The sequence below is a fragment of the Stenotrophomonas sp. 24(2023) genome (assembly GCF_030913365.1).
In the GTDB taxonomy this organism is placed as follows: Bacteria; Pseudomonadota; Gammaproteobacteria; order Xanthomonadales; family Xanthomonadaceae; genus Stenotrophomonas.
Map to the genome: position 1 here is coordinate 2465055 of NZ_CP133160.1, position 25653 is coordinate 2490707.

Annotated in this window: 23 protein-coding genes and 1 pseudogene; 12 read left to right on the plus strand and 12 right to left on the minus strand. The window is 68.0% G+C overall.

The genetic code is table 11. From position 1 onward, the window contains the following. The first annotated feature begins 132 nt into the window (after window positions 1–132). The 5 genes from rfbB (at window position 133) to Q9R17_RS10990 (ending at window position 5050) form a co-directional block, all read left to right on the plus strand. A complete protein-coding gene (gene rfbB / locus Q9R17_RS10970) occupies window positions 133–1188 on the plus strand; it encodes a dTDP-glucose 4,6-dehydratase (RefSeq protein ID WP_308154679.1) in 1056 nt (351 codons plus the stop codon). A gap of 14 nt (window positions 1189–1202) precedes the next feature. Beyond that, on the plus strand, window positions 1203–2090 hold the full coding sequence (gene rfbA / locus Q9R17_RS10975; RefSeq protein WP_308154680.1) for a glucose-1-phosphate thymidylyltransferase RfbA: 888 nt from the start codon (window positions 1203–1205) through the stop codon (window positions 2088–2090). Then, entirely contained in the window at window positions 2087–2659 is a 573-nt protein-coding gene (gene rfbC, locus Q9R17_RS10980) for a dTDP-4-dehydrorhamnose 3,5-epimerase (RefSeq protein ID WP_308154681.1), read from the plus strand. The genes rfbA and rfbC overlap by 4 nt, the downstream gene beginning before the upstream one ends. Then, window positions 2656–3561, plus strand: coding sequence for a dTDP-4-dehydrorhamnose reductase (gene rfbD, locus Q9R17_RS10985; protein WP_308154682.1), 906 nt, complete (start codon window positions 2656–2658; stop codon window positions 3559–3561). The genes rfbC and rfbD overlap by 4 nt, the downstream gene beginning before the upstream one ends. Window positions 3562–3679: 118 nt before the next feature. Next, window positions 3680–5050, plus strand: a complete 1371-nt coding sequence (locus Q9R17_RS10990; protein WP_308154683.1) for a hypothetical protein — start codon at window positions 3680–3682, stop codon at window positions 5048–5050. A gap of 26 nt (window positions 5051–5076) precedes the next feature. Here Q9R17_RS10990 and Q9R17_RS10995 read toward each other — a convergent pair whose 3' ends face one another. After that, window positions 5077–6483, minus strand: a complete 1407-nt coding sequence (locus Q9R17_RS10995) for a mannose-1-phosphate guanylyltransferase/mannose-6-phosphate isomerase (RefSeq protein WP_308154684.1) — start codon at window positions 6481–6483, stop codon at window positions 5077–5079. A 14-nt stretch (window positions 6484–6497) separates the two neighbouring features. Then, window positions 6498–7844, minus strand: a complete 1347-nt coding sequence (locus Q9R17_RS11000) for a phosphomannomutase (RefSeq protein ID WP_308154685.1) — start codon at window positions 7842–7844, stop codon at window positions 6498–6500. Between the two features lie 142 nt (window positions 7845–7986). Here Q9R17_RS11000 and Q9R17_RS11005 point away from each other — a divergent pair, with 142 nt between their 5' ends. Both Q9R17_RS11005 and Q9R17_RS11010 read left to right on the plus strand, forming a co-directional pair. Beyond that, window positions 7987–8721, plus strand: coding sequence for a CoA transferase subunit A (locus Q9R17_RS11005; RefSeq protein WP_308154686.1), 735 nt, complete (start codon window positions 7987–7989; stop codon window positions 8719–8721). 1 nt (window position 8722) lies between these two features. Continuing rightward, window positions 8723–9355 carry a CoA transferase subunit B gene (locus tag Q9R17_RS11010; protein WP_308154687.1) on the plus strand — a complete coding sequence of 211 codons (633 nt, stop codon included), beginning with the start codon at window positions 8723–8725 and terminating at the stop codon, window positions 9353–9355. Window positions 9356–9366: 11 nt separating this feature from the next. On the opposite strand, the gene Q9R17_RS11015 is transcribed toward Q9R17_RS11010, so the two are convergent. Next, a complete protein-coding gene (locus Q9R17_RS11015; protein ID WP_308154688.1) occupies window positions 9367–11427 on the minus strand; it encodes a glycoside hydrolase family 99-like domain-containing protein in 2061 nt (686 codons plus the stop codon). 115 nt (window positions 11428–11542) lie between these two features. Between Q9R17_RS11015 and Q9R17_RS11020 the strand changes: the two genes are divergently transcribed. After that, window positions 11543–12130: an alpha-ketoglutarate-dependent dioxygenase AlkB gene (locus Q9R17_RS11020; RefSeq protein WP_308154689.1), complete on the plus strand. Its 588-nt coding sequence runs from the start codon at window positions 11543–11545 to the stop codon at window positions 12128–12130. A gap of 44 nt (window positions 12131–12174) precedes the next feature. On the opposite strand, the gene Q9R17_RS11025 is transcribed toward Q9R17_RS11020, so the two are convergent. The 4 genes from Q9R17_RS11025 to Q9R17_RS11040 are packed head-to-tail and all read right to left on the minus strand — an operon-like array spanning window position 12175 to window position 15667. Continuing rightward, window positions 12175–12816: an ABC-type transport auxiliary lipoprotein family protein gene (locus Q9R17_RS11025; protein WP_308154690.1), complete on the minus strand. Its 642-nt coding sequence runs from the start codon at window positions 12814–12816 to the stop codon at window positions 12175–12177. Then, on the minus strand, window positions 12813–13739 hold the full coding sequence (locus Q9R17_RS11030) for an MlaD family protein (RefSeq protein ID WP_308154691.1): 927 nt from the start codon (window positions 13737–13739) through the stop codon (window positions 12813–12815). The genes Q9R17_RS11025 and Q9R17_RS11030 overlap by 4 nt, the downstream gene beginning before the upstream one ends. Window positions 13740–13742: 3 nt before the next feature. Continuing rightward, the gene (locus Q9R17_RS11035) at window positions 13743–14552 is read right to left on the minus strand and encodes an ABC transporter ATP-binding protein (RefSeq protein WP_308154692.1); all 810 of its coding nucleotides are present in this window, start codon (window positions 14550–14552) and stop codon (window positions 13743–13745) included. A 2-nt stretch (window positions 14553–14554) separates the two neighbouring features. Next, window positions 14555–15667, minus strand: coding sequence for an ABC transporter permease (locus Q9R17_RS11040; RefSeq protein WP_308154693.1), 1113 nt, complete (start codon window positions 15665–15667; stop codon window positions 14555–14557). Window positions 15668–15770: 103 nt separating this feature from the next. Between Q9R17_RS11040 and Q9R17_RS11045 the strand changes: the two genes are divergently transcribed. Beyond that, entirely contained in the window at window positions 15771–17030 is a 1260-nt protein-coding gene (locus tag Q9R17_RS11045) for a threonine/serine exporter family protein (RefSeq protein WP_308154694.1), read from the plus strand. Window positions 17031–17111: 81 nt separating this feature from the next. Here Q9R17_RS11045 and Q9R17_RS11050 read toward each other — a convergent pair. The 3 genes and pseudogenes from Q9R17_RS11050 to Q9R17_RS11060 all read right to left on the minus strand — a co-directional run. After that, window positions 17112–17480 (minus strand): annotated as a pseudogene (locus tag Q9R17_RS11050) (H-NS histone family protein); the annotation flags it as partial. Window positions 17481–17704: 224 nt separating this feature from the next. Continuing rightward, window positions 17705–19408 (minus strand): proline--tRNA ligase, encoded by a 1704-nt coding sequence (locus Q9R17_RS11055; RefSeq protein ID WP_308154695.1) that lies wholly within the window; start codon window positions 19406–19408, stop codon window positions 17705–17707. 223 nt (window positions 19409–19631) lie between these two features. Then, window positions 19632–20009: a DUF4124 domain-containing protein gene (locus Q9R17_RS11060; RefSeq protein ID WP_308154696.1), complete on the minus strand. Its 378-nt coding sequence runs from the start codon at window positions 20007–20009 to the stop codon at window positions 19632–19634. Between the two features lie 80 nt (window positions 20010–20089). Between Q9R17_RS11060 and pssA the strand changes: the two genes are divergently transcribed. Genes pssA through rimI form a run of 3 tightly spaced genes read left to right on the plus strand, consistent with a single transcriptional unit; the run spans window position 20090 to window position 21848 of the window. Further along, window positions 20090–20866 (plus strand): CDP-diacylglycerol--serine O-phosphatidyltransferase, encoded by a 777-nt coding sequence (gene pssA, locus Q9R17_RS11065; protein ID WP_308154697.1) that lies wholly within the window; start codon window positions 20090–20092, stop codon window positions 20864–20866. 53 nt (window positions 20867–20919) lie between these two features. Beyond that, window positions 20920–21354, plus strand: a complete 435-nt coding sequence (locus tag Q9R17_RS11070; RefSeq protein ID WP_308158330.1) for a hypothetical protein — start codon at window positions 20920–20922, stop codon at window positions 21352–21354. Next, window positions 21351–21848 (plus strand): ribosomal protein S18-alanine N-acetyltransferase, encoded by a 498-nt coding sequence (gene rimI / locus Q9R17_RS11075; RefSeq protein WP_308154698.1) that lies wholly within the window; start codon window positions 21351–21353, stop codon window positions 21846–21848. The genes Q9R17_RS11070 and rimI overlap by 4 nt, the downstream gene beginning before the upstream one ends. A 23-nt stretch (window positions 21849–21871) precedes the next feature. Here the strand turns inward: rimI and Q9R17_RS11080 are convergent, their stop codons facing one another. Both Q9R17_RS11080 and Q9R17_RS11085 read right to left on the minus strand, forming a co-directional pair. Continuing rightward, the gene (locus tag Q9R17_RS11080; protein ID WP_308154699.1) at window positions 21872–22693 is read right to left on the minus strand and encodes an EamA family transporter; all 822 of its coding nucleotides are present in this window, start codon (window positions 22691–22693) and stop codon (window positions 21872–21874) included. A 106-nt stretch (window positions 22694–22799) separates the two neighbouring features. Further along, window positions 22800–25628, minus strand: a complete 2829-nt coding sequence (locus Q9R17_RS11085; protein ID WP_308154700.1) for a valine--tRNA ligase — start codon at window positions 25626–25628, stop codon at window positions 22800–22802. Window positions 25629–25653 lie beyond the last annotated feature (25 nt).

Genomic DNA, 25653 nt, shown 5'->3' on the forward strand with positions numbered 1-25653 from the left:
GGTGTGCTCCCCCCGGGGTGTCGTTCACGTCCAGCAGGCAGTCGTGAAGACGGCTGGCATGTATGCTGTGCCGCTGTGTCGGGGTGCCTGCGGGCACGCCAGGAATGCTTTCAGAGAACAGGAGAACAGGTAGTGCCCACTTGGCTTGTCACCGGCGGTGCCGGATTCATTGGCGGTAACTTCGTTCTCGAAGCCGTCGCCCGCGGCATCAAGGTCGTGAACCTGGATGTGCTCACCTACGCCGGCAACCTGAAGACCCTGTCCAGCCTGGACGGCAACCCGGACCACGTGTTCGTGCAGGGCGACATCGGCGACCGCGCCCTGGTGGCCCGCCTGCTGGCCGAACACCAGCCCGATGCCGTGCTGAATTTCGCCGCCGAAAGCCACGTCGATCGTTCCATCGATGGGCCGGGCGCATTCATCCAGACCAACGTGGTCGGCACCCTGGGCCTGCTGGAAGCCGTGCGCGACCATTGGAAGGGCCTGCCGGCCGAACAGGGGGCGGCTTTCCGCTTCCTGCACGTGTCCACCGACGAGGTGTACGGCACCCTGGGTGAAACCGGCAAGTTCAGCGAAACCACCCCGTATGCGCCCAATTCGCCGTACTCGGCGTCCAAGGCGGCCTCGGACCATCTGGTGCGTGCGTTCCACCACACCTACGGGCTGCCGGTGCTGACCACCAACTGCTCCAACAACTACGGCCCGTACCACTTCCCCGAGAAGCTGATCCCGCTGGTGATCGCCAAGGCGCTGGCCGGTGAGCCGCTGCCGGTGTACGGCGATGGCAAGCAGGTGCGCGACTGGCTGTTCGTCACCGACCATTGCGAGGCGATCCGCACCGTGCTGGCCAAGGGCCAGGTCGGGGAGACCTACAACGTCGGCGGCAATTCGGAAAAGCAGAACATCGAGGTGGTGCAGGCCATCTGCGCGCTGCTCGATGCGCGCCGCCCGCGCGCCGATGGCCAGCCGCGCAGCAGCCAGATCACCTACGTGGCCGATCGCCCCGGCCATGACCGCCGCTATGCGATCGATGCCTCCAAGCTGAAGAACGACCTGGGCTGGGAACCGGCCTACACCTTCGAGCAGGGCATCGCCTTCACCGTGGACTGGTACCTGGACAACCAGGACTGGGTCAACGGCGTGCTCGACGGCAGCTATCGCCTGCAGCGCATCGGCACCGCGGTCTGAGACCAGGAGAGAACATGACCCAACGCAAAGGCATCATCCTGGCCGGGGGCTCCGGCACCCGCCTGTACCCGATCACCAAGGGCGTCAGCAAGCAGCTGCTGCCGGTGTATGACAAGCCGATGATCTACTACCCGCTCAGCGTGCTGATGCTGGCGGGCATCCGCGAAGTGCTCATCATCAACACCCCGCACGAACAGGCCCTGTTCCAGCAGCTGCTGGGCGACGGCTCGCAGTGGGGCATGGACATCCAGTACGCCGTGCAGCCCAGCCCGGACGGGCTGGCCCAGGCCTACCTGATCGGCCGCGATTTCGTGGCCGGCAAGCCGAGCTGCCTGGTGCTGGGTGACAACATCTTCCATGGCCATGGCCTGCGCGAGGTGCTCAAGCGCGCCGACGAGCGCGTGGACGGCTCCACCGTGTTCGGCTACTGGGTGAATGACCCGGAGCGTTACGGCGTGGCCGAGTTCGACAACAGCGGCAAGGTGATCGACCTGGTGGAGAAGCCGGAGAACCCGCGCTCCAACTACGCTGTGACCGGCCTGTATTTCTACGACGGCCATGCCAGCGACTACGCGGCCGAACTGAAGCCGTCGCCGCGTGGCGAACTGGAGATCACCGATCTCAACAAGCGCTACCTGGCCGAGGGCAACCTGCATCTGGAAGCGCTGGGCCGCGGTTATGCCTGGCTGGATACCGGCACTCACCAGTCGCTGCTGGAAGCGTCCAACTTCATCGAGACCATCCAGACCCGCCAGGGCCTGCAGGTCTGCTGCCCGGAGGAAATCGCCTTCGGCAAGGGCTGGATCAGCGCCGAACAGCTGGAAGCGCTGGCCGCACCGCTGATCAAGAATGGCTATGGCCAGTACCTGCACAAGCTCGCCCTGCGTGGAGTCGTTCCGTGAAAGTGATTGAAACCAAGTTGCCCGGCTGCGTGGTGATCGAGCCGGCCGTGTTCGGCGATGCCCGCGGTTATTTCTTTGAAACCTGGAACGCCGAGCGTTTCGCGGCGCAGGGCTTGCCGGACCGCTTCGTGCAGAGCAACGTCTCCACCTCGGCCCAGGGCGTGCTGCGTGGCCTGCATTACCAGTGGCCGCGCCCGCAGGGCAAGCTGGTCAGCGTGCTTGAAGGCGAGGTGTATGACGTGGCCGTGGACATCCGCCGCGGCTCGCCGACCTTCGGCCAGTGGGAAGCGGTGGTGCTCAGTGCAGAGAACAAGAAGCAGTTCTGGATTCCGGAAGGCTTCGCCCACGGATTTGCCGTGCTGTCCGAGCGTGCGGTGTTCAGCTACCTGTGCACCGAGGTCTACCTGAAGGACTTCGATGCCGGCGTGCGCTGGAACGATGCCGACATCGCGGTGGACTGGCCGGTGAGTGCGCCGACCCTGTCGGCCAAGGACGAGAACGCGCCGTTCCTGAAGGATATCGCCGAAGACCGCCTGCCGGTCTACATCGCTGCACAGGGCGCGCCATGACCGTGCTGGTCTTCGGCGGCAACGGCCAGGTCGGCCAGGAGCTGCTGCGCGCGCTGGCCCCGCTGGGGCCGGTGGTGGCCACCACCCGCAGTGGCCAGCTGCCCGACGGCAGCGCCTGCGAGGTGGCCGACTTCGGCCAGCCCGACAGCCTGCCGGCACTGCTGGATCGCCTGCAGCCGTCGGTGGTGGTCAATGCCGCGGCCTACACCGCCGTGGACCGTGCCGAACAGGACGTGGAGGCCGCGTTCGCGGCCAATGCGCAGGCGCCGGGCGTGATCGCGCGCTGGTGTGCGGCGCATGGCGTGCCGTTCGTGCATTACTCCACCGACTACGTGTTCGATGGCCAGGGCAGTGCGCCCTACCGCGAAGACGAAGCGACCGCACCGCTGGGCGTGTACGGCACCAGCAAGCGTGATGGCGAGGAAGCGGTGCGCGCTGCCGGTGGCCGCCACCTGATCTTCCGCACGGCGTGGGTGTATGCCTCGCATGGTGCCAACTTCCTGCGCACGATGCTGCGCGTGGGGGCCGAACGTGACCAGCTGCGGGTGGTGGCCGACCAGATCGGCACGCCGACGCCGGCCGCGCTGATCGCCGATGTCACCGCGCAGGTGCTGCAGCATCCCGGGCAGTTGTCGGGTACCTGGCACCTGACCGCCAGCGGGCAGACCAGCTGGCATGGCTTCGCCGAAGCGATCTTTGCCCAGGCCCATGCGGCCGGCGTACTGGCCCGCGTGCCGGCCGTGGAGGCGATTCCCAGCAGCGAGTACCCGACGCCGGCGCAGCGCCCGGCCTGGTCCGTGCTGGACAACCGCAAGCTGCAGCAGGATGCCGGCATCGTGCTGCCGGCCTGGCAGGACGGGCTGGCGCGGGTGATCGCCGAGGTCGCCGCGGCCAACGGCTGACGGCATGCATGCAGCGGGGCGCGCACGCGGTATGACCGCGGCGCGTCCGTTCCTTTGACAGCCCGCTGCGATTGGCCCCACCATCGCGCGGCGCATTCATCGTCATCGGGAAGAAAGCATGAGCAACGCTGTTCCAGCGCCTGCTGCAAAGAGCGGCCTGTCACCACTGGCTTTGGCGGTGGGCGTGGGAGTGCTCGCATTGCTGGTGCGCCTGCTCTACATCCATTTCTTCAGCACGCCCATGCCGTTCTGGGACCAGTGGGATGGCGAGGGCGCGACCGCGCTCAAGCCGTGGCTGGATGGGACCCTGCAATGGAACACACTGCTCACGCCGCATAACGAGCACCGGATCCTGCCGACCCGCCTGGTGACCTTGGCCAGCTACCTGGTGACCGGGCAGTGGAACAACGTGTATGAAGCGCAGGTCAGTGCCGTGGTGTACTGCTTCATTCCGGCCTTGCTGGTCTGGTATGCGCTGCGCGATGCGGGTACTGCAGCCGGCCGCTGGCTGATGGTGCCGGCCGCCGTGCTGGTGTCGGTGCTGCCCTTTGCCCGCGAGAACTTCCTGGTCGGCTTCCAGAGCCAGTTCTATTTCCTGATCCTGTCGAGCCTGCTGGCCATCGCCCTGGTGGCCAGGCACCACCAGAGCCTGCCGGCGCTGTTTGCCGCAGTGGTGCTGAGCCTGCTGGCCAGCGTGACCCTGGCATCGGGCATGCTCACTGCCGTAGCCGTCGGCATCACCTGCGTGCTGGCCTGCCTGCTGCTGCCCGGGCGACGCCTGCCGGCGCTCGTGGCCACCGGCGCGCTGGCGGCCATCGCGCTGCTGGCCTACTGCACGCTGCCGGTCGTGGAAGGCCACAGCATGCTGCGTGCCCAGAACCTGGGCGAAGTGCTGCTGGCGGCGACGCATACGCTGGCCTGGCCGGCGCGCTCGAACTGGGTGGTTGTCATCGTGTGGCTGCCCAGCGTAGTGATGATCGGGCGCATGCTGGTGCGCCGCAGCGCCAGCCGCACCGACCTGTTGATCGCCGGGCTGTGCATCTGGTCCGCACTGCAGGGGCTGGCCATCGCCTATGGGCGCGGCCATGACGCCATGCGCGTTCCGGCGTCGCGCTATACGGAACTGTTCGTACCCGGCCTGTTCGGCAATGCATGGTTTGCGCTTCAGCTCTGGCGGCTGGTCCCTGCGCCGTCGCGGCTGCGTACGGCCGCGCGTACCGGCGTGGTGCTGTTCGCGGTGTTGTTCGCCGGTGGCCTGCTGGGGCAGGTTCCGAAGGATTTCAGCAAGATGCGCCAGTTCAAGGCCGATTGCATGCTGCAACAGGACAACGTCGTGCGTTACCTGCGCAGCGGTGATCCCCATGCGCTGGATGTCGGCGAGTTCGAGTTGCCGTATCCCGACGCGGCCCGCCTCAAGGCACAGCTGGATGACCCGGTGATCCGGCGGATACTGCCGGTGTCCATCGACAGCGCGGCAGGGCCGCCATAGCGGCCTGCCGGCGTGCCGTCCGGCGCTCAGCTTCGGCCGTAGGTGTCTTCGAAGCGTACGATGTCGTCTTCGCCCAGGTAGCTGCCGGACTGCACTTCGATCAGTTCCAGCGGCAGCTTGCCCGGGTTGCGCAGGCGGTGGGTCACCCCCAGCGGGATGTAGGTACTCTGGTTTTCGCCCAGCAGGATCACCTCGTTGCCGCGGGTGACTTCGGCCGTGCCGCTGACCACCACCCAATGCTCGGCACGGTGGTGGTGCATCTGCAGGCTGAGCGTGCCGCCAGGTTTGACCGTGATGCGCTTGACCTGGAAGCGCTCACCATTGTCGATCGAGTCGTAAGCACCCCACGGACGGTAGACCTTGCGGTGCCAGGTCGCCTCGCTGCGGCCTTCGGCCTTCAGGCGGGCCACCACTTCCTTGACCTCCTGCATGCGGTCGGCCTTGCCGACCAGCACGGCATCGTCGGTTTCGACAACGATGACATCGTCCAGCCCGACCAGTGCCACCAGGCGCTGGCCATAGGCGTAGGTGTTGCGGCAGTCGATGGCGATCACATCCCCCTGGTGGGCGTTGCCGTTGCCATCCTGCTGCGACACATCGCGCAGCGCCGTCCATGAGCCGACATCGTTCCAGCCGGCATCCAGCGGCACCACCACCGCATCGGCGGTCTTTTCCATCACGGCGTAGTCGATGGAATCCGATGGCACGGCGGCGAAGGCCTCCTTGTCCAGGCGGGTGAAGTCGGCATCACGGCGTGCCCCTTCCCAGGCCTGGCGGCAGGCCGCCAGCATCTGCGGGTTGAAGCGCCCCAGTTCTTCCAGGTAGCGCGATGCCTTGAACAGGAACATGCCACTGTTCCAGTAATACTGCCCGCTGGCGACGTAGCCGGTTGCGGTGGCCAGGTCGGGCTTCTCGACGAAGCGCTCGACCGCGCGCACGCCCTGGCCGTCGGCAGCCTTGATGTAGCCGTAGCCGGTTTCCGGGCCGGTCGGAACGATGCCGAATGTCACCAGCTTGCCAGCCTCGGCCGCGCCGGCCGCGGCCTGCACGGTCGCGCGGAAAGTGGCTTCGTCGGTGATCACATGGTCCGAAGGCAGCACCAGCAGCAACGCATCGCCCTCCTGGCGGCTGGCTTCCAGTGCAGCCACTGCAATCGCCGGGGCCGTATTGCGGCCGATCGGTTCGAGGATGATCGCGGCGGGTTCCGCGCCGACCTGCTGCAACTGTTCGGCGGCAACGAAACGGTGTTCCTCGTTGGCGATGACCAGCGGCCCGCCGGCGGCGATGGGCGCCACCCGCTGCCAGGTGGCCTGCAGCATGGTCACCGCACCGGCCAGGGGCAGGAACTGCTTCGGGTAGGCTTCGCGCGACAGCGGCCACAGGCGGGTGCCGGAGCCGCCGGACAGGATCACAGGCTGGACGGTACTGGTCATCGGGCAGGTTCCACTCAGGCCTTCAGCAGGGCGGCGATCTCATCGGTACGGGCCTGCATCAGCGCCGCATCGCCGCGTGCTTCGACGTTCAGCCGCAGCAGCGGTTCGGTATTGGAACTGCGCAGGTTGAAGCGCCAGTCGCCGAAATCGGCGCTGATGCCATCGGTGGAATCCAGCACCGGCGACCGGGCGGCGAAGTGCTCCATCACGCGGGCGACGGCGGCCTTGGCATCGGCCACCTTGAAGTTGATCTCGCCGCTGCACGGATAGGCCGCCATGCGGTCTTCGACCCAGTCGGCCAGGGAGCGGCCGCTTTCGGAGACCAGCTGCGCGATCAGCAGCCAGGGAATCATGCCCGAGTCGGCATAGGCGAATTCGCGGAAATAGTGGTGGGCGCTCATCTCGCCGCCGTAGACGGCATCTTCGGCGCGCATCTTTTCCTTGATGAAGGCATGGCCGCTCTTGCACTGCACCGGCACGCCACCGGCCTGTTCGACCATCTCGACGGTGTTCCAGACCAGGCGCGGGTCGTGCACGATCTTCCCGCCCGGGTTGCGGGCCAGGATGGCCTTGGCCAGCAGGCCGACCAGGTAATAGCCTTCGATGAAGCGGCCGGTATGGTCGAAGAAGAAGCAGCGGTCGAAATCGCCATCCCAGGCGATGCCGAAGTCGGCGCCATGCGCGCGCACGGCGTCAGCCGTGGCGGCGCGGTTTTCCGGCAGCAGCGGGTTGGGGATGCCATTGGGGAAGCTGCCATCGGGTTCGTGGCAGATGCGGATGAAGTCGAACGGCAGGTGCGGCGCGAGCAGGTCGACGATCGCACCGGCCCCGCCGTTGCCCGCGTTGACCACCAGCTTGAGCGGCTTGAGCGCAGCGGTGTTCACATAGGACAGCAGGTGCGCGATGTAGGCGGCCTTGTCGTGCTGGGCGGACTGCCCGGCGCGCAGCGGCGCGGCCGGGGCGTCATCGGCGGCCACCACGTCGGAGATCGCGAACAGGCCGGTATCGGAGCTGATCGGGCGGGCCTGCTCCTTGACCAGCTTCATGCCGTTGTAGTCCATCGGGTTGTGGCTGGCGGTGACCATCACCCCGCCTGCCGCGCCCAGGTGGTCGGTCTGGAAATAGACTTCCTCGGTGCCGCACAGGCCGATATCGATGATCTCGCGGCCGGCGCCGCGCAGGCCTGCGGCCAGGGCGTCCTGCAGGGCCGGGCTGGTCAGGCGCACATCGTGGCCCAGGACCACCTTGCCGGGCTGCAGCTGGGCCGCCAACGCTTTGCCGATGCGGCGGGCCAGGTCCTCATTGAGTTCCTCGGGAACACGGCCACGGATATCGTAGGCCTTGAACGCGGGCAGGGGCATCGATGGAATTCCTTGTTGGCTTCAAGGTCCCTAGTGTAATCCTGCCGATGTGCGGGAAGCGTTTCCATGCCGCAACGCCACGTGACCGGCCGTCACGGTGGCCTAGAATGAGCGCCAGTACATCAACGATGTGAGGGCGTAGATGAGCAATCCGGCAACGACCGGCGGCAAGCGCGGCAAGCGCTTTGCCAGCGCGGCGGAAGCCCTGCAGGGCGTGGTCGCCGATGGCCAGACCCTGGCCGTGGGCGGGTTCGGCCTGTGCGGCATTCCCGAGGCACTGATCGCCGCGCTGCGTGACAGCGGCGCCAGCGGCCTGACGGTGATCTCCAACAACGCCGGCGTGGACGGGTTCGGCCTGGGCCAGCTGCTGGCCACCCGGCAGATCCGCAAGATGATTTCGTCCTACGTGGGCGAGAACAAGGAATTCGAACGGCAGTACCTGGCCGGCGAGCTGGAGTTGGAGTTCAACCCGCAGGGCACCCTGGCCGAGCGCCTGCGTGCGGGCGGGGCGGGCATCCCGGCCTTCTTCACCGCTACCGGCTACGGCACGGTGGTGGCACAGGGCAAGGAAACCCGCGAATTCGACGGCAAGCACTACGTGATGGAAACCGCACTGCGCGCCGACGTCGCCCTGGTCAAGGCCTGGAAGGCCGACGAGGCCGGCAACCTGGTGTTCCGCAAGACCGCGCGCAACTTCAACCCGGCCTGCGCGATGGCCGGCAAGGTCTGCATCGCCGAAGTGGAAGAGGTCGTGCCGGTCGGCAGCTTCGACCCGGACCAGGTGCACCTGCCGGGCATCTACGTGCACCGCATCGTGCACAACCCGCAACCGGAAAAACGCATCGAACAGCGCACCGTCCGCGCGGAGGGCAACTGACATGGCGTGGACCCGTGATGAGATGGCGGCCCGTGCCGCCCGCGAACTGACCGATGGTGCCTACGTGAACCTGGGCATCGGCCTGCCGACGCTGGTGGCCAACCATATTCCCGAGGGCATGGATGTCTGGCTGCAGTCGGAAAACGGCCTGCTTGGCATCGGCCCGTTCCCGACCGAGGCGGAGATCGACGCCGACCTGATCAACGCCGGCAAGCAGACGGTCACCGCGCGTGCCGGTGCCAGCTACTTCGGCAGCGACGACAGCTTCGCGATGATCCGTGGCGGCCACGTCAACCTGGCCATCCTGGGGGCCATGCAGGTGACCGACACGGGCGACCTGGCCAACTGGATGGTGCCGGGCAAGATGGTCAAGGGCATGGGCGGGGCGATGGATCTGGTGGCCGGCGTGCAGCGCGTGGTGGTGCTGATGGAGCACACCGCCAAGGGCGGCGAGCACAAGATCCTGCCCGCGTGCACGCTGCCGCTGACCGGCGTGGGCGTGGTCGACCGCATCATCACCGACCTGGCGGTGTTCGACGTCACCGATGCGGGCCTGGTGCTGGTGGAAACCGCGCCGGGCGTCAGTGCCGATGAGCTGAAGGAAAAGACCGGCGTGCCGTTCGCGCACGCCTGAGCCGGGTGCATTCAGTGCCTGCGGGCGAAAGGATAGTCCGCAGGCCCCGGTGATGCCGGGGCGCCCTCCACCTGGGCGGTGTCCACGATCCGGTAACCGGCGGTGGTGATCACCGCGCCGGTGGCGCGCTCGATGGCGTGGGCCAGGGTGCCGTCGATCTGGCCGGCCTCCGCTTCGAAGCTGCCAGGCAGCAGATGCGCGTCCAGCAGTGGGCGCAGCGCGGGAAGGCGCGCCCAGTACATGCTGCCGGAAGCGAATTGCCCATCCTGTGGTTGCCCGTCCAGGCCCAGCTGTGCCCACAGCCGCTCCATGCGTGCTGCGTTGCCGCCCAGGTAGTCGGCAACGGGCAGCAGATGGCCGGCAGGCGCCATCAGGCCGATGTCCGGGTGTGCCTGCAGGTGGGCCAGCGTGCGGGCGGCCTGCGCTGGGCCCAGCAGCAGGTCGACCATGTCGCGGCGCCACTGGTCGCCGTTGTCGCGGTGGGTGGAGCGTTTGGTATGCAGCTTCAGCACCAGCGATTCGTTTTCCTGCAGCAGGCGGTCGGCAGCATGCAGGAACGGCAGGATGTCGCGCCCATGGTTGTCGAAGGTCCAGACCTCGGCCGTGATGCCGCAAGCGTCGGCGATGGCCTGGACCTGGGCCTGCCGCCCGGTATCGGTGGTGATCACCAGCCGTGCCTGCAGTCCACTGGCCGCCACCGACGCCAGCAACTCCTCCAGTACGTCCAGGTACCAGGCATGAATGACGATGCAGGGACGCGTGGGGGGCGCAGGGCGGGGTGACAGCGCCTGGCGGGTTGCCTGCAGCCAGGCATGCCCCAGCCGCGCATCGGGTTCCAGCACGGCGCTTTCGGCCCACTCGTTCCACGCATTGATGAACACCAGCCGTTGCCCGCGTGGTATGGCGCGCAGGCGCCCATGCACGGTGTCGTGCAGCCAGTCGCCGTAACCGCGTGGTGAAGCATGCAGCAGCACACGCCCGCGGCCGGGGCGTCGGGCCTCGTTGTCCCAGCCGGGGTTGACGCCGGGATACAGCGGGTAGTCCGGCAGGGGCGCCGCCCGCATCTGCGCGGCCAGCTCGCGCCAGTCGCGTACGTCGCCTGCGTAATCGGGGTTGAGCAGGAACTGTGCGCTGTTCAGCTGGCGCGGCGCGGCGATGTTCGGTGGGAACTCGACGGCTGCATCGAAGCCGATATCGCGCGGGTCAGGACGTTCGAAGCTCTGTACATAGGCCAGGTGGATCTCGCCGATGCCGTTGTCGCGGCACCAGCCCCGCCAGCGGGCGGCCGTGGCTTTCGGGTCCGGCAGCAGCTGCGGGCGGTACAGCAGCAGGACAGGGCGGCCATCGACCTTCAGGGCACGGCGGTCGCGCAGGTAATCGGCAACATGGGCAATGAAGGCCAGGTCGTCCTGCGCGCTGTGCTGCTGCCCGATCAGCACGTCCTGGTTGCGGCCATCCCAGCGCCGCGTCCAGTTCTCATTGGCCCAGCACAGGCAGAACGGCAGCTCGATCGTGCTGTCGGCCAACCACTGGCGCAGCGGCTGTTCCATCAGCGTGCGGCCACTGAACCAGTAGAAGTAGAAGCAGAAGGCGCCGATGCCATGATCGCTGGCCAGGCGTGCCTGCTCGCGCATGACTTCGGCCACGCGCAGGTCGTAGAAGCCCAGTTCGCCCGGCAGGCGCGGCTGCGCGTGACCTTCGAACTGCGGCAGCGCCCGGCTGACGTTGCGCCATTCAGTGAAGCCCTTTCCCCACCAGGCATCGTTTTCGGCAAAGGGGTGGAACTGGGGCAGGTAGAAGGCGACAAGCGTTGCCGGCAGTGGTGCCGGCAGCGCCGCCGACACGGGCGCGGCGTACCCGATGGCCCGTTCATCGGCCCGCACCAGCACGCGTGCGCCATCGTCCGTTCCGCCGGTCCGCCCGCGCGGCGGCGGGGGGCTCCAGCCACCGATATGGTCCAGCCCACGGTTGCGCAACCGGTCGCGCAGCGCGCCGGGCATCGGCACGGCCCGGAACAGGGCCCGCAGGACCGAGAAGGCGAGTTGCCGGGCGCCGGAGGCGGCAGAGCTCATGGGCGGGACCTGGCAGGGAAGGCGCGGTGCATCATCGGGAACCAGCGACGGGACTGCGGTCATTTTCCGGCAATCTCCGCCGCCACGGCAAACCGGCCGGGTGATACCCTGGGCCATGCTGTTTCCCCACGACCTGCCCGACGCCGATGTCCGCCACCTGCCGCGCTGGCTGGCGGCGGCCGAAGCCGATGCCCTGCAGCGCGCACTGCAGGAACAGGTGGCGTGGGAAACACACCGCATCCACCTGTTCGGCCGCTGGGTCGATTCGCCGCGGCTGAGCAGCTGGATGGGCGATGCCGATGCGCATTACCGCTATTCCGGTGCTGACTTCGCACCGCACCCCTGGCCACCGGTGCTGCGTGGCGTGCGCGCACGCCTGCAGCAGGCCACCGGGGCACGTTTCAACAGCGTGCTGGCCAACCGCTACCGCGATGGCAGCGACAGCATGGGCTGGCACAGCGATGATGAGCCCGAACTGGGCAGCGAGCCGTCGATCGCCTCGCTGAGCCTGGGGGCGGCACGGCGTTTCCTGCTGCGCCGCCGTGACGATCCCACGCGCAAGGCCGAGTACCTGCTGGGCCATGGCGACCTGCTGGTGATGGCCGGGCAGACCCAGCGTTTCTACCAGCACGCGCTGCCGAAGATGGCGCGTGTGCAGGGGGAGCGCATCAACCTGACGTTCCGTTGGGTCCAGCCCCGTTGATGCGAAGCCGCCGGGCCATGCCCGGCGAGGACAGCGGCCGGCGGTCAGCGCTTGGCCGCCACCGTGTCGTTCTGTCCACTCAGCAGCGTCCAGCCGACCACATCCTGGGTGAGCTGCTGCAGGCCGGCCTGGAAGGCGTTGGCCACGGCCGGCACGTCGGTGCTGCCCACCGGCTGCTGCTGGCGGAAGGTCCGGTCGGCCACCACCCGCTGGTCGGCCACGTGGATCAGCTTGGCGTTGAGTTCGATCACCACCGTCGGCGTGGCCTGGCCCTGGTAATCGGATTCGAAGCGGCGGATGTCGGTGGTCAGCTTGTAGTCGGCACGGATGCCGGCGGCGCTGCGGGCCACGCCACGGATGCGGCCGGAATCCTCGAAGCCCCGCAGCAGGGCATCTTCCATCATGTCGGTGGCCGGCTGTGCCCAGCTGGCGCCCTTGTAGATCTCCAGCTCGTTGGGCGAAGGGCGCACGTTGATGCGCGGGCTGTCGACCATGCGCGCGGCGCTGGGCTTGGCCAGCACCAGCTGCCAGCTGGCCTGCGGCCAGCTCGGGTCCACCTTCACCTGCACGGATGGCGAATACAGGGTGACGGGATTCTTGTCGCCGCTGCCCAGGATCGAGCAGCCGCCCAGCAGGGCGATCGTGGTGGCGGCCAGCAGCAGGCGCGGAAGGGTCATCGGGCTCATTTGGGTTCGAACTCCTTCGGTGCATCGCGGCCCAGCAGGTAGCGCGCGGGGTTGTTCTCAAGGCGGTCGCTGACCCGGCGCAGGTCGCGGATCAGGCCGCGCAGTTCGGTCAGCGTCGGGCCGAGCTGGCCCAGGCCGTCGTTGGCGAAGCTGTTGATGGCCGCGCGGTTCTCGCCCAGGATCGAATCGGCGTTGCCGGCGGCCGAATCGAGCTTGCCCAGCGTGGCATCGAGCTTGTCGATGATGCCCGGCAGCTGCTGCACCAGGTTCTTGTCCAGGCGCTCGATGGTGCCGTTGGTGGTCTTCAGCGTGGTGTCCAGGCTGCGCGCGGCATCGCGCGCGCTGAGCAGCAGCGCCTGGGTGCCCTGGTCGCGGTCGGCCAGGCCGCCGCTGATGGTTTCCAGGTTGGCCAGGGTGGCGTTGATCGACGCCACGTTGCGGTCGCTGAGGATCTGGTCCATGCGCTCGACGATGCGGTTGGCCACGTCGGTGATGTTCTGCAGCGCCGAGGGCGTGGTCGGGATGATCGGGGCCGGGTCCTTGTTGACCGTGGTCAGCGTCGGCGCCTGCGGCGTGCCGCCACTGAGCTGGATGATCGACGGGCCGGTCAGGCTGGTGATGGCCAGCTTGGCGCGGGTATCGGTCTTGACCGGGGTATTGGAGTTCAGGCGGATGCGCGCGACCACCTGGCGCGGGTCATCCGGCACCAGGTTCAGCTCGGTGATCGAGCCCACTGCAATGCCGTTGTACTGCACCGGGCTGCCCACCGTCAGGCCGGTGACCGCTTCGCGGAACACCACGCGGTATTCCTGCCAGGTGCGGTCGGAGGAGTACTTGGCCGCCCACAGGCCGAAGGCCAGCAGGGCCAGGCCGGTGACCAGGGTGAACGCGCCGATCAGCACGTAGTTCGCTTTGGTTTCCATTGCTCAGGCACTCTCGGTCTGTTCGCCGCGCGCGGCACGCGCACGGGGGCCGTGGAAGTATTCCTGGATCCACGGGTGGTCCAGTCGTTCGATCTCGCGCAGCGGCGCATTGGCGATCACCTTGCGGTCGGCCAGCACCGCCACCCGGTCGCAGATCGCATACAGCGTGTCCAGGTCGTGGGTGATCAGGAACACGGTCAGCCCCAGTGCTTCCTGCAGGGTCTTGATCAGGCGGTCGAAGGCGGCCGCGCCGATCGGGTCCAGGCCGGCGGTGGGTTCGTCCAGGAACAGCAGCGGCGGGTCCAGCGCCAGCGCGCGCGCCAGCCCGGCGCGCTTGCGCATGCCGCCGGACAGCTGCGAAGGCAGCTTGTCGATGGCATCGGCGGGCAGGCCGGCCAGCTTGACCTTCAGCAGGGCCAGTTCGTAATGCCAGCGCTCGGGCAGCTCGCGGTGGTGTTCCTTCAGCGGCACCTGCACGTTCTCGCCCACGCTCAGCGAGGAGAACAGCGCGCCGTCCTGGAACAGCACGCCGGTGTTGCGCTCGATGTGCAGCCGGCTCTCGGCGTCGGCGGCGCGGGCATCACGGCCGAGTACCTCGATCTGCCCTTCGTCGGGCGTGCGCAGGCCCAGGATCGAACGCATCAGCACCGATTTGCCGGTGCCCGAACCGCCGACCACGCCGAGGATCTCGCCACGGCGCACGTCCAGGTCCAGCCCTTCGTGCACGGTCTGGCTGCCGAAGCGGTTGACCAGGCCGCGTACGCGGATGGCCAGGTTGCGCTCGTCGTCGGTGGAAACAGGGGTCTCGTTCATGCTCACCAGTCCATATGCATGAACCACAACGCCGCGAAGGCGTCGATGATGATGACCAGCGAGATGGTCTGCACCACGCTGGAGGTCGTGCGCTCGCCCACCGACTGCGCGGTGCCGGTGACCTTCAGGCCCTCCAGGCAGCCGATCAGCCCGATCACCAGCGCGAACACCGGTGCCTTGGACAGGCCCACCAGCATGTGCCGCACTTCCATGGTGTCGTGCATGCGCGCGATGTACATCTGCGGCGGGATGTCCAGGTCGAACGCGCCGACGGTGATGCCGCCGGCCAGGCCGGCCACCATCGCGATGAAGGTCAGCAGGGGCAGGGTGACCAGCAGCGCCACCAGCCGTGGCAGCACCAGCAGGTCCATCGGGTCCAGGCCGAGGGTCTTCATCGCATCGATTTCCTCGCGTGCCTTCATCGCGCCGATCTGCGCGGTGAACGCACTTGCGGTGCGGCCGGCCAGCACGATGGCGGTCAGCAGCACGGCGAACTCGCGCAGGAAAGCGATGTTGACCAGTTCGACCACGTAGATCTCCGCACCGAAGTCGCGCAGGATGGTCGAGCCGAGGAAGGCGATCACCGCACCGACCAGGTAGGACAGCAGGGCCACCAGCGGGACCGCATCCAGCCCGACCTGCTCCATCTGGTGCACGGTGGCGGTCATCCGGAAGCGGCGCGGTTGCTTGATCAGCCGCGCGCCCTTGACCAGGGCCTCGCCCAGGAAGCTGGCCAGGGCCACGATGTTGTGGCCGGTGCCGTGCATGCTGATGCCCAGCCGCTCCAGGGCGGCCAGCACGCCGAAGTCGCGCTTGGGCTTGGGGCGGTCGTCGGCAACTTCTTCGATCGTGCACACCAGCGCCTGGTGTTCTTCGCGGAAACGCAGCGCATCCTCGCCCAGGTCGGCGCGGTGGGCGACGCGCAGCACCTGCAGCACGCCGGCCGAGTCGAGCTGGTCGATGCCGGTGGCGTCGATGCTGGTCAGCCGTTCGGGGGCGCCACGCAGCACCTCCGCCGCCGCCAGGGCGGTGCGCAGGGTCCAATGCCCGGACAGCCGGATCAGCCCGGGGTCCTGTGCATCGCGTTCAAGCTGGGGGGCGTGGGGTGGGGTCATGGTTGCCATCCGGTCGGCAGCATACCTGCAATCGATGAAAAGCCGTGATCACGGGTGCAGGGGACTAGCCTGCGGGGCGGGATATCAGGTGATACTACGGCGCATGTCCGCCGATGCTCACACGATCGCCACGCCCCAGGCCACCTACGCGCAGCGCGTGGCCTTCGTTTCCGAAATCGCCGGGCGCCTGCACAGCTATGGCACCACCGCCCAGCGCCTGGAGGCGGCCGTGGTGGCGCTGGCCCAGCAGCTGGACCTGGACTGTGAACCGTGGTCGAACCCGACCGGCATCATCCTCAGCTTCAGCGACCCGGCGCGTGCGATCGGCTCCAGCGACATCACCCGGGTGATCCGCCTGGCGCCCGGGGAAAACGACCTGCACAAACTCAGCGTGGCCGACCGCATCGCCGATGATGTGGCCAATGGCCGGATGAGCATTGCCCAGGGCCACACCGCACTGCGGCAACTGGACAAGGATCCGGGCCTGCGCGGCAAGCTGAAGATGATTCTGTCGTTCAGCCTGGGCGCGGCCGGCGTGGCCGGGCTGTGGAAACTGCCCTGGCTGGATATCGCCACCGCAGGCGTGATCGGGCTGCTGATCGGCCTGCTCAGCCTGGTCACCGCCGCGCGCCCGGCCACCCGCGAGGCCAGCGAGGCACTGGCCGCGCTGCTGGCCGGCCTGGTGGCCACCGTGGTGGCCAGCTTCATCGGCGCGCTCAATCTCAATACGGTGGTGATCGCCTCGCTGGTGGTGCTGCTGCCGGGCATGTCGCTGACCAATGCGGTGAACGAACTGGCCAGCCAGCATTGGGTCTCGGGCACCGCGCGCGTGGCCGGTGCGCTGACCACCATCATGAAGCTCACCGTCGGCGCGATGATCGCGGTGACCCTGGCCGACATCCTCGGCCTGGAACCGATGGTGCGCGCGTCACGGCCGCAGGGGGCGTGGGTGGAGTGGACCTCGCTGCTGCTGGCGGCCTTCGCGTTCGCGATGCTGTTCAAGGCCAACCGGCGCGATTTCCCATGGGTGATCGCCGCTTCGGTGGCCGGTTATGCCATCTCCAAGTTCGGTGGCCATGCCTGGGGCGCACCGGCGGGCATCTTCCTGTCGGCGATGGTGCTGACCGCCGCCGGTAACCTGTTCGGCCGTCTCGTGCAGCGGCCCGGCGCGATCATCCGCCTGCCGGGCATCATCATGATGGTGCCCGGCAGCACCAGCCTGCGCGGCGTGCTGACCCTGGTGCAGCAGCAGGACGTCGGTGCCGGCCAGGGCGTGTTCCTGACCGTGCTCAACGTGGTGATGGCGCTGGTGGCCGGCCTGCTGTTCGGCAACCTGCTCATCCCGGCGCGCAAGACGCTGTGAGCGGGCGCGGCCGGGGCGGACGCATGCGAAAACGCCGGCATCCGCCGGCGTTTCCGCTTCCTGCAGGGCCTGGTATCAGGCCTTCTTGATCAGGAAATCTTCCGGCTTCTTGCCCTTGGCGGTCAGCTCGGCCATCCAGCGCGGCTGCTTGCCACGGCCGGTCCAGGTTTCCTTGGCGTTGGCCGGGTTGCGGTACTTCGGCGCGACCTTGCCCAGCTTGCGGCCGGCAGTCTTGGCCGGTGCCGCCTTGGCAACCTTGCGCGCGCGCGGTGCCGGGGCGCCGCCGAACAGTTCCTCCAGGGTATAACCCTCGGCCTTGGCCAGCTTGCTCAGCTGGGCCCGGACCTTGGCGATCGGGCGACGCTTGGCCACGATGGTCTGCTGCTTCTTGGCGGTGCGGATCAGGGCGCCAAGCTCACGCGCGGACAGACCGGTCAGATCGATGCTCATCAACAATTACTCCGGAAACTAATAGGGACAGGGACGAGCCGGTCCGTGGCGTCGGCCCACAGGATAAGGATGAATTATTGCCAGCACAAATACCGCAGGCCATTCGCTGGCGTGCGGTCAGGCAAATGGCGGCGATTTTGGCCGGATTATGTCCAGCGGCCTGTCCATTATTCCGCCAGGGGGTAAAAAAAACCGGGGCCTTGCGGCCCCGGTTGTCATTCCGCTCAGTCCTTCAGGCGCCCGAACAGGGCCGCCTTGTCCAGGCTCTCGGCGTCGCTGGCACGGCGGGCACGGTATTCGAATGTACCGGCCGCCAGGCCGCGTTCGCTGACCACCACGCGGTGCGGTACGCCGATCAGTTCCATGTCGGCGAACATCGCGCCCGGGCGCAGGCCACGGTCGTCCAGTGCCGCGTCCAGGCCGGCGTCGCGCAGTTCCTGCAGCAGCGCCGTGGCGGCGTCGGCCACGGCCGCATCGCCCTTGGGGTTGATCACGCACACCACCACCTGCCACGGCGCCATCGCGTCGGGCCAGATGATGCCGGCGTCATCGTGGTTCTGCTCGATGGCGGCGGCAACCACGCGGGAAATGCCGATGCCGTAGCAGCCCATGCTCATCACCGCGGCCTTGCCGTTCTCATCCAGCACGGTGGCGTCCAGCGCCTGCGCGTACTTGCGGCCGAGCTGGAACACATGGCCCACTTCGATGCCCCGGGCGATTTTCAGTTCGCCGCCATCGACGGCGCGATCGCCTTCGCGCACGTTGCGCAGGTCGGCCACGTCCGGCTCGGGCAGGTCACGGCCCCAGTTGACACCGGCCAGGTGGAAACCGGCCTCGTTCGCGCCCACGACGAAGTCGGCCATCGCCGCCACCTCGCGGTCGGCGACCACGCGGATCGCCTTGGCCGGGCCGACCGGGCCGAGGAAGCCCGGTACGCTGCCCAGGTGCTCGGCGATTTCCGCCTCGCTGGCAAAGCGGTAGGTGGCCAGGCCGGGTACCTTGGCCAGCTTGATTTCGTTGACCTCGTGGTCGCCACGCACCAGCGCCAGCACGAACTGCTGCGCCGGGTCCTCGCCGGCCATCAGCGCCACCGACTTGACCGTGCGCTGCAGCGCGATGCCCAGCAGGGCGGCCACGTCCTCGCAGGTTTTCTGCGTGGGCGTATCCACCTTGCGCAGCGATTCGCCAGCGGCCGCACGTGCGGCCGGTTCAGCGGCAATGGCCGCTTCCATGTTGGCCGCATAATCCGAACCGGTGGAAAACACCAGGGCGTCCTCGCCGGAATCGGCAATGACATGGAACTCCTGCGAAGCATCGCCGCCGATGGCACCCGAATCGGCCTGCACCATGCGGAAATCCAGGCCCAGGCGGGTGAAGATGCGGCTGTAGGCGGCCTTCATGTTCTCGTATTCACGCACCAGGTCGGCGTCGTGCAGGTGGAACGAATAGGCGTCCTTCATCAGGAATTCGCGTGCGCGCATCACGCCGAAACGCGGGCGGATCTCGTCGCGGAACTTGGTCTGGATCTGGTAGAAGTTGACCGGCAGCTGCTTGTAGCTGGACAGCTCGTTGCGGGCGAAATCGGCCGCGGCTTCCTCGGCGGTGGGGCTGTAGCAGAACACCTGGTCCTTGCGGTCCTTGATCTTCAGCAGCTGCGGGCCGAACTTTTCCCAGCGGCCGGTCTGCTCCCACAGTTCCTTGGGCTGGATCGTGGGAATCTGGAATTCCACCGCGCCGGCGCGGTCCATTTCCTCGCGCACGATGCGTTCCACCTTGCGCAGCACGCGCAGGCCCAGCGGCGACCAGGTATACAGGCCGGAAGCGAGCTTGCGGATCATGCCCGCGCGCAGCATCAGCCGGTGGCTGGTCAGCTCGGCGTCGCTGGGGGTTTCCTTGGTGGTATGCAGGTGGAACTGGGACAGGCGCATCGTCGGCTTCGGATAACGGCAGAGACCTCTATTCTGCCAGCCCGGCCGGGGGGAGGGGTATTGGGATGGCGGCAGGCCGGCACCCTGCCTGGCCCGCCGGGGCAGGGCAGGGGCCCAGGGCGCCAAGGCCCTGGCAACCGGGCCACCCCGGTGTCGATTGACTGTCCACGGCGCATGCAGCGCCACGCCAGGTCGGAATGCCGGTGGATCTGCCCGGCCCTGCTCAGCCTGCCGGCGGGCAGTAGGCCTTGATGGCCGCGTCGGCCAGACCCCGCTGCGTGGCACGCTGTTCTTCGGTCAAGGGCGCGGCGGCCTTGCCCTCGGCATCACGCACCACCACCGGCCCCTTGCCGTCCAGCAGGGCCAGGTTGGCGCGGGCATTGGCACACTGCTCGGGCACCGGTGTTTCGGTGGTTTCGGCCGTGCTGGCACGGCTGGCCGGGCCACGGGCCTGTTCGCGGGTTTCGAATGCCTTGCCGGCAGGCGGGGTTTCCGAATACTGGGTGACGCCGTTGGCGTCCTTCCATTTGTAGACCGGTGCCGCCACGACCGGGGCACTGGCCAGCAGCAACAGGCATCCCAGGCAGGACAGGGTACGCATGGCAGACTCCACGGAATGGGCGCAGGACGCCGATTGCAGCATTGCCGCCGACGGCTGGCAAGTCGATTAAACTGGATTCCATGGACCCGATCACACCGCCGCCGCGCTCGCGCACGATTTACCTGCTGCCCAACCTGTTCACCACGGCCGGGCTGTTCTCCGGCTTCTACGCCATCATTGCCGCTGCCAACGAGCAGTTCGTCAATGCCGCCATCGCGGTATTCGTGGCCGCGGTGATGGACGGCCTGGATGGCCGCGTCGCGCGCATGACCGGCACCAGCAGCGAATTCGGCGTGCAGTACGACTCGCTGGCCGATCTGGTCAGCTTCGGCATGGCCCCGGCGCTGGTGATGTACCACTGGTCGTTGTCGGAACTGAAGTTCGATGGCGAACTGGCCGGCCGCCTCGGCTGGGCGGTGGCGTTCCTGTATGCCGCCTGCGCCGCACTGCGCCTGGCCCGCTTCAACACCCAGGTGGCGGTGGTGGACAAGCGCTGGTTCGTCGGCCTGGCCAGCCCGGCCGCTGCCGGCCTGATGATGTCCTTTGTCTGGGCCTTCGCCGACGGCACGCTGGGCTGGGATGGCAACCAGCTGCGCTACGTGGCCCTGGCGGTGACCATCGTCGCGGCATTGTTGATGGTCAGCCGCATCCGCTTCTGGAGCTTCAAGGGGGGCGCGGCCAAGGGCGGCCGTGCCGACCGCGTGCCGTTCCTGGTGCTGGCGCTGGTGCCGATCGGCATTGCCATCGCCGTGATCGACCTGCCCCGCGTGCTGTTCGCGGTGGGCATCCTGTACGCGCTGTCCGGCCCGGTGGCCTGGGCGGTGCAGCGCCTGCGCAAGAAGCCCGAGGCCGCGTGAGCCAGGACCTGCCCGTGTTGTGGTCCCCGGCCCAGCAGGCCTGGCTGCAGGCCATGGGCTATACGGTCTACCACGATGGCCAGCTGGCGGCCGAACTGGATGCCGCACTGCAGCTGAGCGTGGCGCAGGCCGCACCGTCGGCACCGGAGCCGGCCCCGCCGCCGCATGCGCCGGTGCCCGGGCCGGCTGCCGCCCGCAGTGCGGAAACGCGTCGTCGTCCGCCGGTGTCCACGCCGGATACCGCGCCGGATGCGGCACCGTCGCCGGTGCGCGCCGCCGCTGCCGGCAGTGGTACCCGGCAACCGGCCGTGCGCCTGCCGGACCGCCTGCAGATCGCCCTGCTGCGTGCTTCCGGTTGCAACCCCAACGATCCGGCCACGCAGGCCGTGATGGACAGCTGGCCGCTGGACCAGCTGCGCCGCGATCCGGCCGCCAAGCGTGCGTTGTGGCCGGTCCTGCGTGCCCTGCGCCGGCAGGCCCGCCAGTGAGTGCGGTTGGCCAGCGCGATGTGGTGACACTGCGCCCCCTGTGCGAGCGCGACCTGAACACGGTGATGGCCATCGAGGTCCGCGGCTATCCCTTCCCGTGGACGCGCGGCATCTTCGTGGACTGCCTGCGCGCGGGCTATCCCGGCCTGGCCATGGAGCGTGATGGCCTGCTGGTGGGATACGGGGTCATCAGCCTGGCCGCCGACGAGGCGCATGTGCTGAACGTCTGCATCGACCCGCTGGTGCAGTCGCGGGGCCTGGGCAGGCAGCTGCTGCGTGCACTGGTGGCACTGGCGCGCGCGCGTGGCGCGCAGCGCGTCTTCCTGGAAGTGCGGCCGTCCAACACACCGGCGGTGGCGCTGTACCACAGCGAGGGCTTCAACGAGATCGGCCGCCGCCCGCGTTACTACCCGGCCGCCGAAGGGCGTGAGGATGCGCTGGTGATGGCCATCGAACTGGTGGCCGACGACGTGCAGGTGATGCCGCCGCTGTAACTGCGGCAGCGACACGCTGCCGGTCACACCTGCCGCAGCACGACCACGCCGCAGACCATCAGTGTGGCCGCCAGCCAGCGCACGCGTGGGACGCGTTCGTGCAGCAGGAACACCGAGATCAGCAGCGCGAACAGGATCGACGATTCGCGCAGTGCCGAGACCATCGCCACCGGTACCTGGGTCATCGCCCACAGGGCCATCGCATACGAGGCGGTGGTGCCGATGCCACCGACCACGCCCAACGGCCAGTGCGCGCGTGCATAGGCCAGCACCTGGCGGTGGCGACGCAGCAGCGCCCACAGCGGCAGTGGCAGGCCGGACAGCAGGAACAGCCACAACGTGTAGCCGAGCGCATGCCCGGACAGGCGCGCGCCCTGCGCATCGACCAGGGTGTAGGTGGCGATCATCAGGGCGGTCAGCAGCGGCAGGCGCAGCTGGCCGCCGCGCGCGCCCAGCGCCATGCACAGGATGCCGGTACTGACCAGCACGATGCCGGCCCAGGCCAGCGGCGGCAGCGGCTGGCCCAGCAGGCTGCCGGCCAGCGCCACCAGGATCGGCGCGCAGCCGCGCATCAGCGGGTAGGCCAGGCTCATGTCCACCTGCTGGTAGCAGCGCGCCACCAGCGCGTAGTAGGCCACCTGCAGCATGACCGAGGCGGCCAGCCAGGGCAGGCTCTGCGGCGCGGGCAGTGGCAGCCAGGGCAGCACCGCAGCGGACAGCAGCGCGGCGCTGCCGGTGACCAGCACCGTGCCGAGGAACTTGTCCGGCCCGCGCTTGACGATGGCGTTCCAGCTGGCGTGCAGCGCCGCGGCAAGCAGGACCAGCAGGAAGAGGGAAAGCGGCATCGGCCGATGATGCCATGCGGGACAAAAGGAAACGCCGGGCAGTGCCCGGCGTTTCCGGTGCCGCACCGGTAGATGCCAACCTGGGTTGGCACCGGCCCGGCAGGCGTTACAGCTTGGCGCGCTGGTCGCGCAGGCCGTCCAGCTGCGTGTTCCAGTCCACCAGGCGCACGCGTTCCTGCTCGACCACCGCCGGCGGCACCTTGTCGGTGAACTTGGCCAGCTTGGCTTCGCTCTTTTCCTTTTCGCCTTCCACGCGCTTGATCTCCTTGTCCAGGCGCGTGCGCTCGGCGTCCAGATCCACCAGGCCTTCCAGCGGCACCAGCAGCTTCAGTTCGCCGACGATCGCGGGGGCGGCCGGCGGCGCGCTTTCGCCGTCACCCAGCCACTGGATGCTGTCCAGCTTCAGCAGGAACGACAGCGAAGCGCTGAAGCGCTCGATGCGCACGCGGTCCAGTTCGAGGCCCGCCTGCAGGCGCAGCGGCACCAGCCGGGACGGGGCCACGTTCAGTTCGCTGCGCACGCGGCGCACGGCACTGATCACCGCCTTGAGCCATTCCACGTCGGCTTCGGCCTGGGCGTAGTCGCCGGCGAATTCGGTGGCGGTGGGGTAGGGACGCAGCGACAGGGTCGCGTCGGTCAGGCCCAGGCGCGGGGCCACCTGCTGCCACAGCTGTTCGCTGATGAACGGGGTCAGCGGGTGCAGCAGGCGCAGCAGCGCTTCCAGCACGTACAGCAGGGTGTGGCGGGTGCTTTCCGCATCGGCGGCGTCGCCCCCGTTCAGGGCCGGCTTGCTCAGTTCCAGGAACCAGTCGCAGAACTCATTCCAGGCGAACTCATACAGGCACTGCGCCAGCAGGTCGAAGCGGTAGGCGGCGAAATGGCCCTGCGCTTCGCTGGACACGGCGGCCAGGCGCGAAAGAATCCAGCGCTCGGCATCGGTGCGCGGCGTCGGCACGCCGCTGAAGGCCGCGCCCTCGGTGTTCATCAGCGCGAAGCGGCTGGCGTTCCACAGCTTGTTGCAGAAGTTCTTGTAACCCTCGGCGCGGTTCATGTCGAACTTGATGTCGCGGCCGTGGGTGGCCAGCGCGGCGATGGTGAAGCGCAGTGCGTCGGCACCGTGGGCGGCGATGCCCTCGGGGTAGTCCTTGCGGGTTTCCTTGGCGATGCGCTCGGCATCCTTGGGCTTCATCAACCCATTGGTGCGCTTGGCCAGCAGGTCCTCCAGCGAAATGCCATCGATGATGTCCAGCGGGTCGAGCACGTTGCCCTTGCTCTTGGACATCTTCTGGCCGCGCGCATCGCGGATCAGGCCGGTGAAGTAGACGTCCTTGAACGGAATCTTCCCGGTCAGGTTGTCGGTGGCCATGATCATGCGCGCCACCCAGAAGAAGATGATGTCAAAGCCGGTGACCAGCACCGACGATGGCAGGTAGCGGTCGAAGCCGCGCTCGGCCATCGCCTGCGCGTCGGGCCAGCCCAGGGTCGAGAACGGCCACAACTGCGAGGAGAACCAGGTCTCCAGCACGTCGCTTTCCTGGCGCAGCGCCACTTCCGGGCCGAGGTTGTGCGTTGTGCGCACCTCGTCCTCGCTACGGCCCACGTAGCAGCTGCCGGTGGCGGCATCGAACCAGGCCGGGATGCGGTGGCCCCACCACAGCTGGCGGCTGATGCACCAGTCCTGGATGTTGGACATCCAGTGGCGGTAGGTGTTGATCCAGTTCGGCGGCACGAAGGAAATGCTTCCGTCTTCCACCAGCGCCAGGCCGCGCTTGGCCAGTTCGTCCATCTTCACGAACCACTGGTCGGTCAGGTAGGGCTCGATCACCTGGCCGGTGCGGTCGCCGCGCGGCACCTGCAGCTTGTGCGGCTTGGCTTCCAGCAGGATCTGCAGGTTTTCCAGTTCGGCCAGCACGGCCTTGCGCGCGGCGTAGCGGTCCAGGCCCTGGAAGCGCTCGGGCGCGTTTTCGTTGATCGCCGCCACCGGGGTGAACAGGTTGATCATCGGCAGGTTGTGGCGCACGCCCACCTGGTAGTCGTTGAAATCGTGCGCCGGGGTGACCTTGACCACGCCGGTGCCGAAGGCACGGTCCACGTAGTCATCGGCGATCACCGGCACGCGGCGGCCGGTCAGCGGCAGCACGACCTGCTTGCCGATCAGGTGCACGTAGCGTTCGTCTTCCGGGTGCACCATCACCGCGGTATCACCCAGCAGGGTTTCCGGGCGGGTGGTGGCCACGACCAGGTAGCTGCGGGTTTCGCGCAGGGTCTCGTTGCCGTCGGCATCGCGCTCGACGTGCTCGTAGCTGGCACCGTCTTCCAGCGCATAGGCGATCGACCACAGGAAGCCGTCTTCCTCGGCGCTTTCCACTTCCAGGTCGGAAATGGCGGTCTTCAGCACCGGGTCCCAGTTGACCAGGCGCTGGCCACGGTAGATCAGGCCCTGTTCGTACCAGCGCACGAAGGCTTCGATCACCGCCGTCGACGGCTGCGGGTCCATGGTGAAGGTGCTGCGCGACCAGTCGGCCGAGGTGCCCAGGCGGCGCATCTGGCGCTCGATGGTGTCACCGGAGTGCTGCTTCCATTCCCAGACCTTGTTGATGAAGCCTTCGCGGCCCAGCGAATCGCGGGTTTCCCCCTTGCCTTCCAGCGCCAGGTTGCGGCTGACCACCATTTCGGTGGCGATGCCGGCGTGGTCGGTGCCCACCTGCCACAGCGTGTCGTAGCCGCGCATGCGGTGGTAGCGCACCAGCGCATCCATCAGGGTCTGCTGGAAGGCATGGCCCATGTGCAGCGTGCCGGTCACGTTCGGCGGCGGCAGCAGGATGGTGTACGGCTCGCCCTGGCCGGACGGCTTGAAGTGGCCGGCCTTTTCCCAACCGTCGTACAGCTCGGTTTCAAAGGTCTTGGGGTCGTAGCTGGAGGCGAGTTGGGTCATGCGGGGGAACCGGAAAGGAAGAGAG

Coding starts and splice junctions, on each gene's coding strand:
- rfbA (WP_308154680.1), top strand. CDS start 1,203: ATGACCCAACGCAAAGGCATCATCCTGGCCGGGGGCTCCGGCACCCGC.
- rfbD (WP_308154682.1), top strand. CDS start 2,656: ATGACCGTGCTGGTCTTCGGCGGCAACGGCCAGGTCGGCCAGGAGCTG.
- Q9R17_RS10990 (WP_308154683.1), top strand. CDS start 3,680: ATGAGCAACGCTGTTCCAGCGCCTGCTGCAAAGAGCGGCCTGTCACCA.
- Q9R17_RS10995 (WP_308154684.1), bottom strand. CDS start 6,483: ATGACCAGTACCGTCCAGCCTGTGATCCTGTCCGGCGGCTCCGGCACC.
- Q9R17_RS11000 (WP_308154685.1), bottom strand. CDS start 7,844: ATGCCCCTGCCCGCGTTCAAGGCCTACGATATCCGTGGCCGTGTTCCC.
- Q9R17_RS11005 (WP_308154686.1), top strand. CDS start 7,987: ATGAGCAATCCGGCAACGACCGGCGGCAAGCGCGGCAAGCGCTTTGCC.
- Q9R17_RS11010 (WP_308154687.1), top strand. CDS start 8,723: ATGGCGTGGACCCGTGATGAGATGGCGGCCCGTGCCGCCCGCGAACTG.
- Q9R17_RS11015 (WP_308154688.1), bottom strand. CDS start 11,427: ATGAGCTCTGCCGCCTCCGGCGCCCGGCAACTCGCCTTCTCGGTCCTG.
- Q9R17_RS11020 (WP_308154689.1), top strand. CDS start 11,543: ATGCTGTTTCCCCACGACCTGCCCGACGCCGATGTCCGCCACCTGCCG.
- Q9R17_RS11025 (WP_308154690.1), bottom strand. CDS start 12,816: ATGAGCCCGATGACCCTTCCGCGCCTGCTGCTGGCCGCCACCACGATC.
- Q9R17_RS11030 (WP_308154691.1), bottom strand. CDS start 13,739: ATGGAAACCAAAGCGAACTACGTGCTGATCGGCGCGTTCACCCTGGTC.
- Q9R17_RS11035 (WP_308154692.1), bottom strand. CDS start 14,552: ATGAACGAGACCCCTGTTTCCACCGACGACGAGCGCAACCTGGCCATC.
- Q9R17_RS11040 (WP_308154693.1), bottom strand. CDS start 15,667: ATGACCCCACCCCACGCCCCCCAGCTTGAACGCGATGCACAGGACCCC.
- Q9R17_RS11045 (WP_308154694.1), top strand. CDS start 15,771: ATGTCCGCCGATGCTCACACGATCGCCACGCCCCAGGCCACCTACGCG.
- Q9R17_RS11055 (WP_308154695.1), bottom strand. CDS start 19,408: ATGCGCCTGTCCCAGTTCCACCTGCATACCACCAAGGAAACCCCCAGC.
- Q9R17_RS11060 (WP_308154696.1), bottom strand. CDS start 20,009: ATGCGTACCCTGTCCTGCCTGGGATGCCTGTTGCTGCTGGCCAGTGCC.
- pssA (WP_308154697.1), top strand. CDS start 20,090: ATGGACCCGATCACACCGCCGCCGCGCTCGCGCACGATTTACCTGCTG.
- Q9R17_RS11070 (WP_308158330.1), top strand. CDS start 20,920: ATGGGCTATACGGTCTACCACGATGGCCAGCTGGCGGCCGAACTGGAT.
- Q9R17_RS11080 (WP_308154699.1), bottom strand. CDS start 22,693: ATGCCGCTTTCCCTCTTCCTGCTGGTCCTGCTTGCCGCGGCGCTGCAC.
- Q9R17_RS11085 (WP_308154700.1), bottom strand. CDS start 25,628: ATGACCCAACTCGCCTCCAGCTACGACCCCAAGACCTTTGAAACCGAG.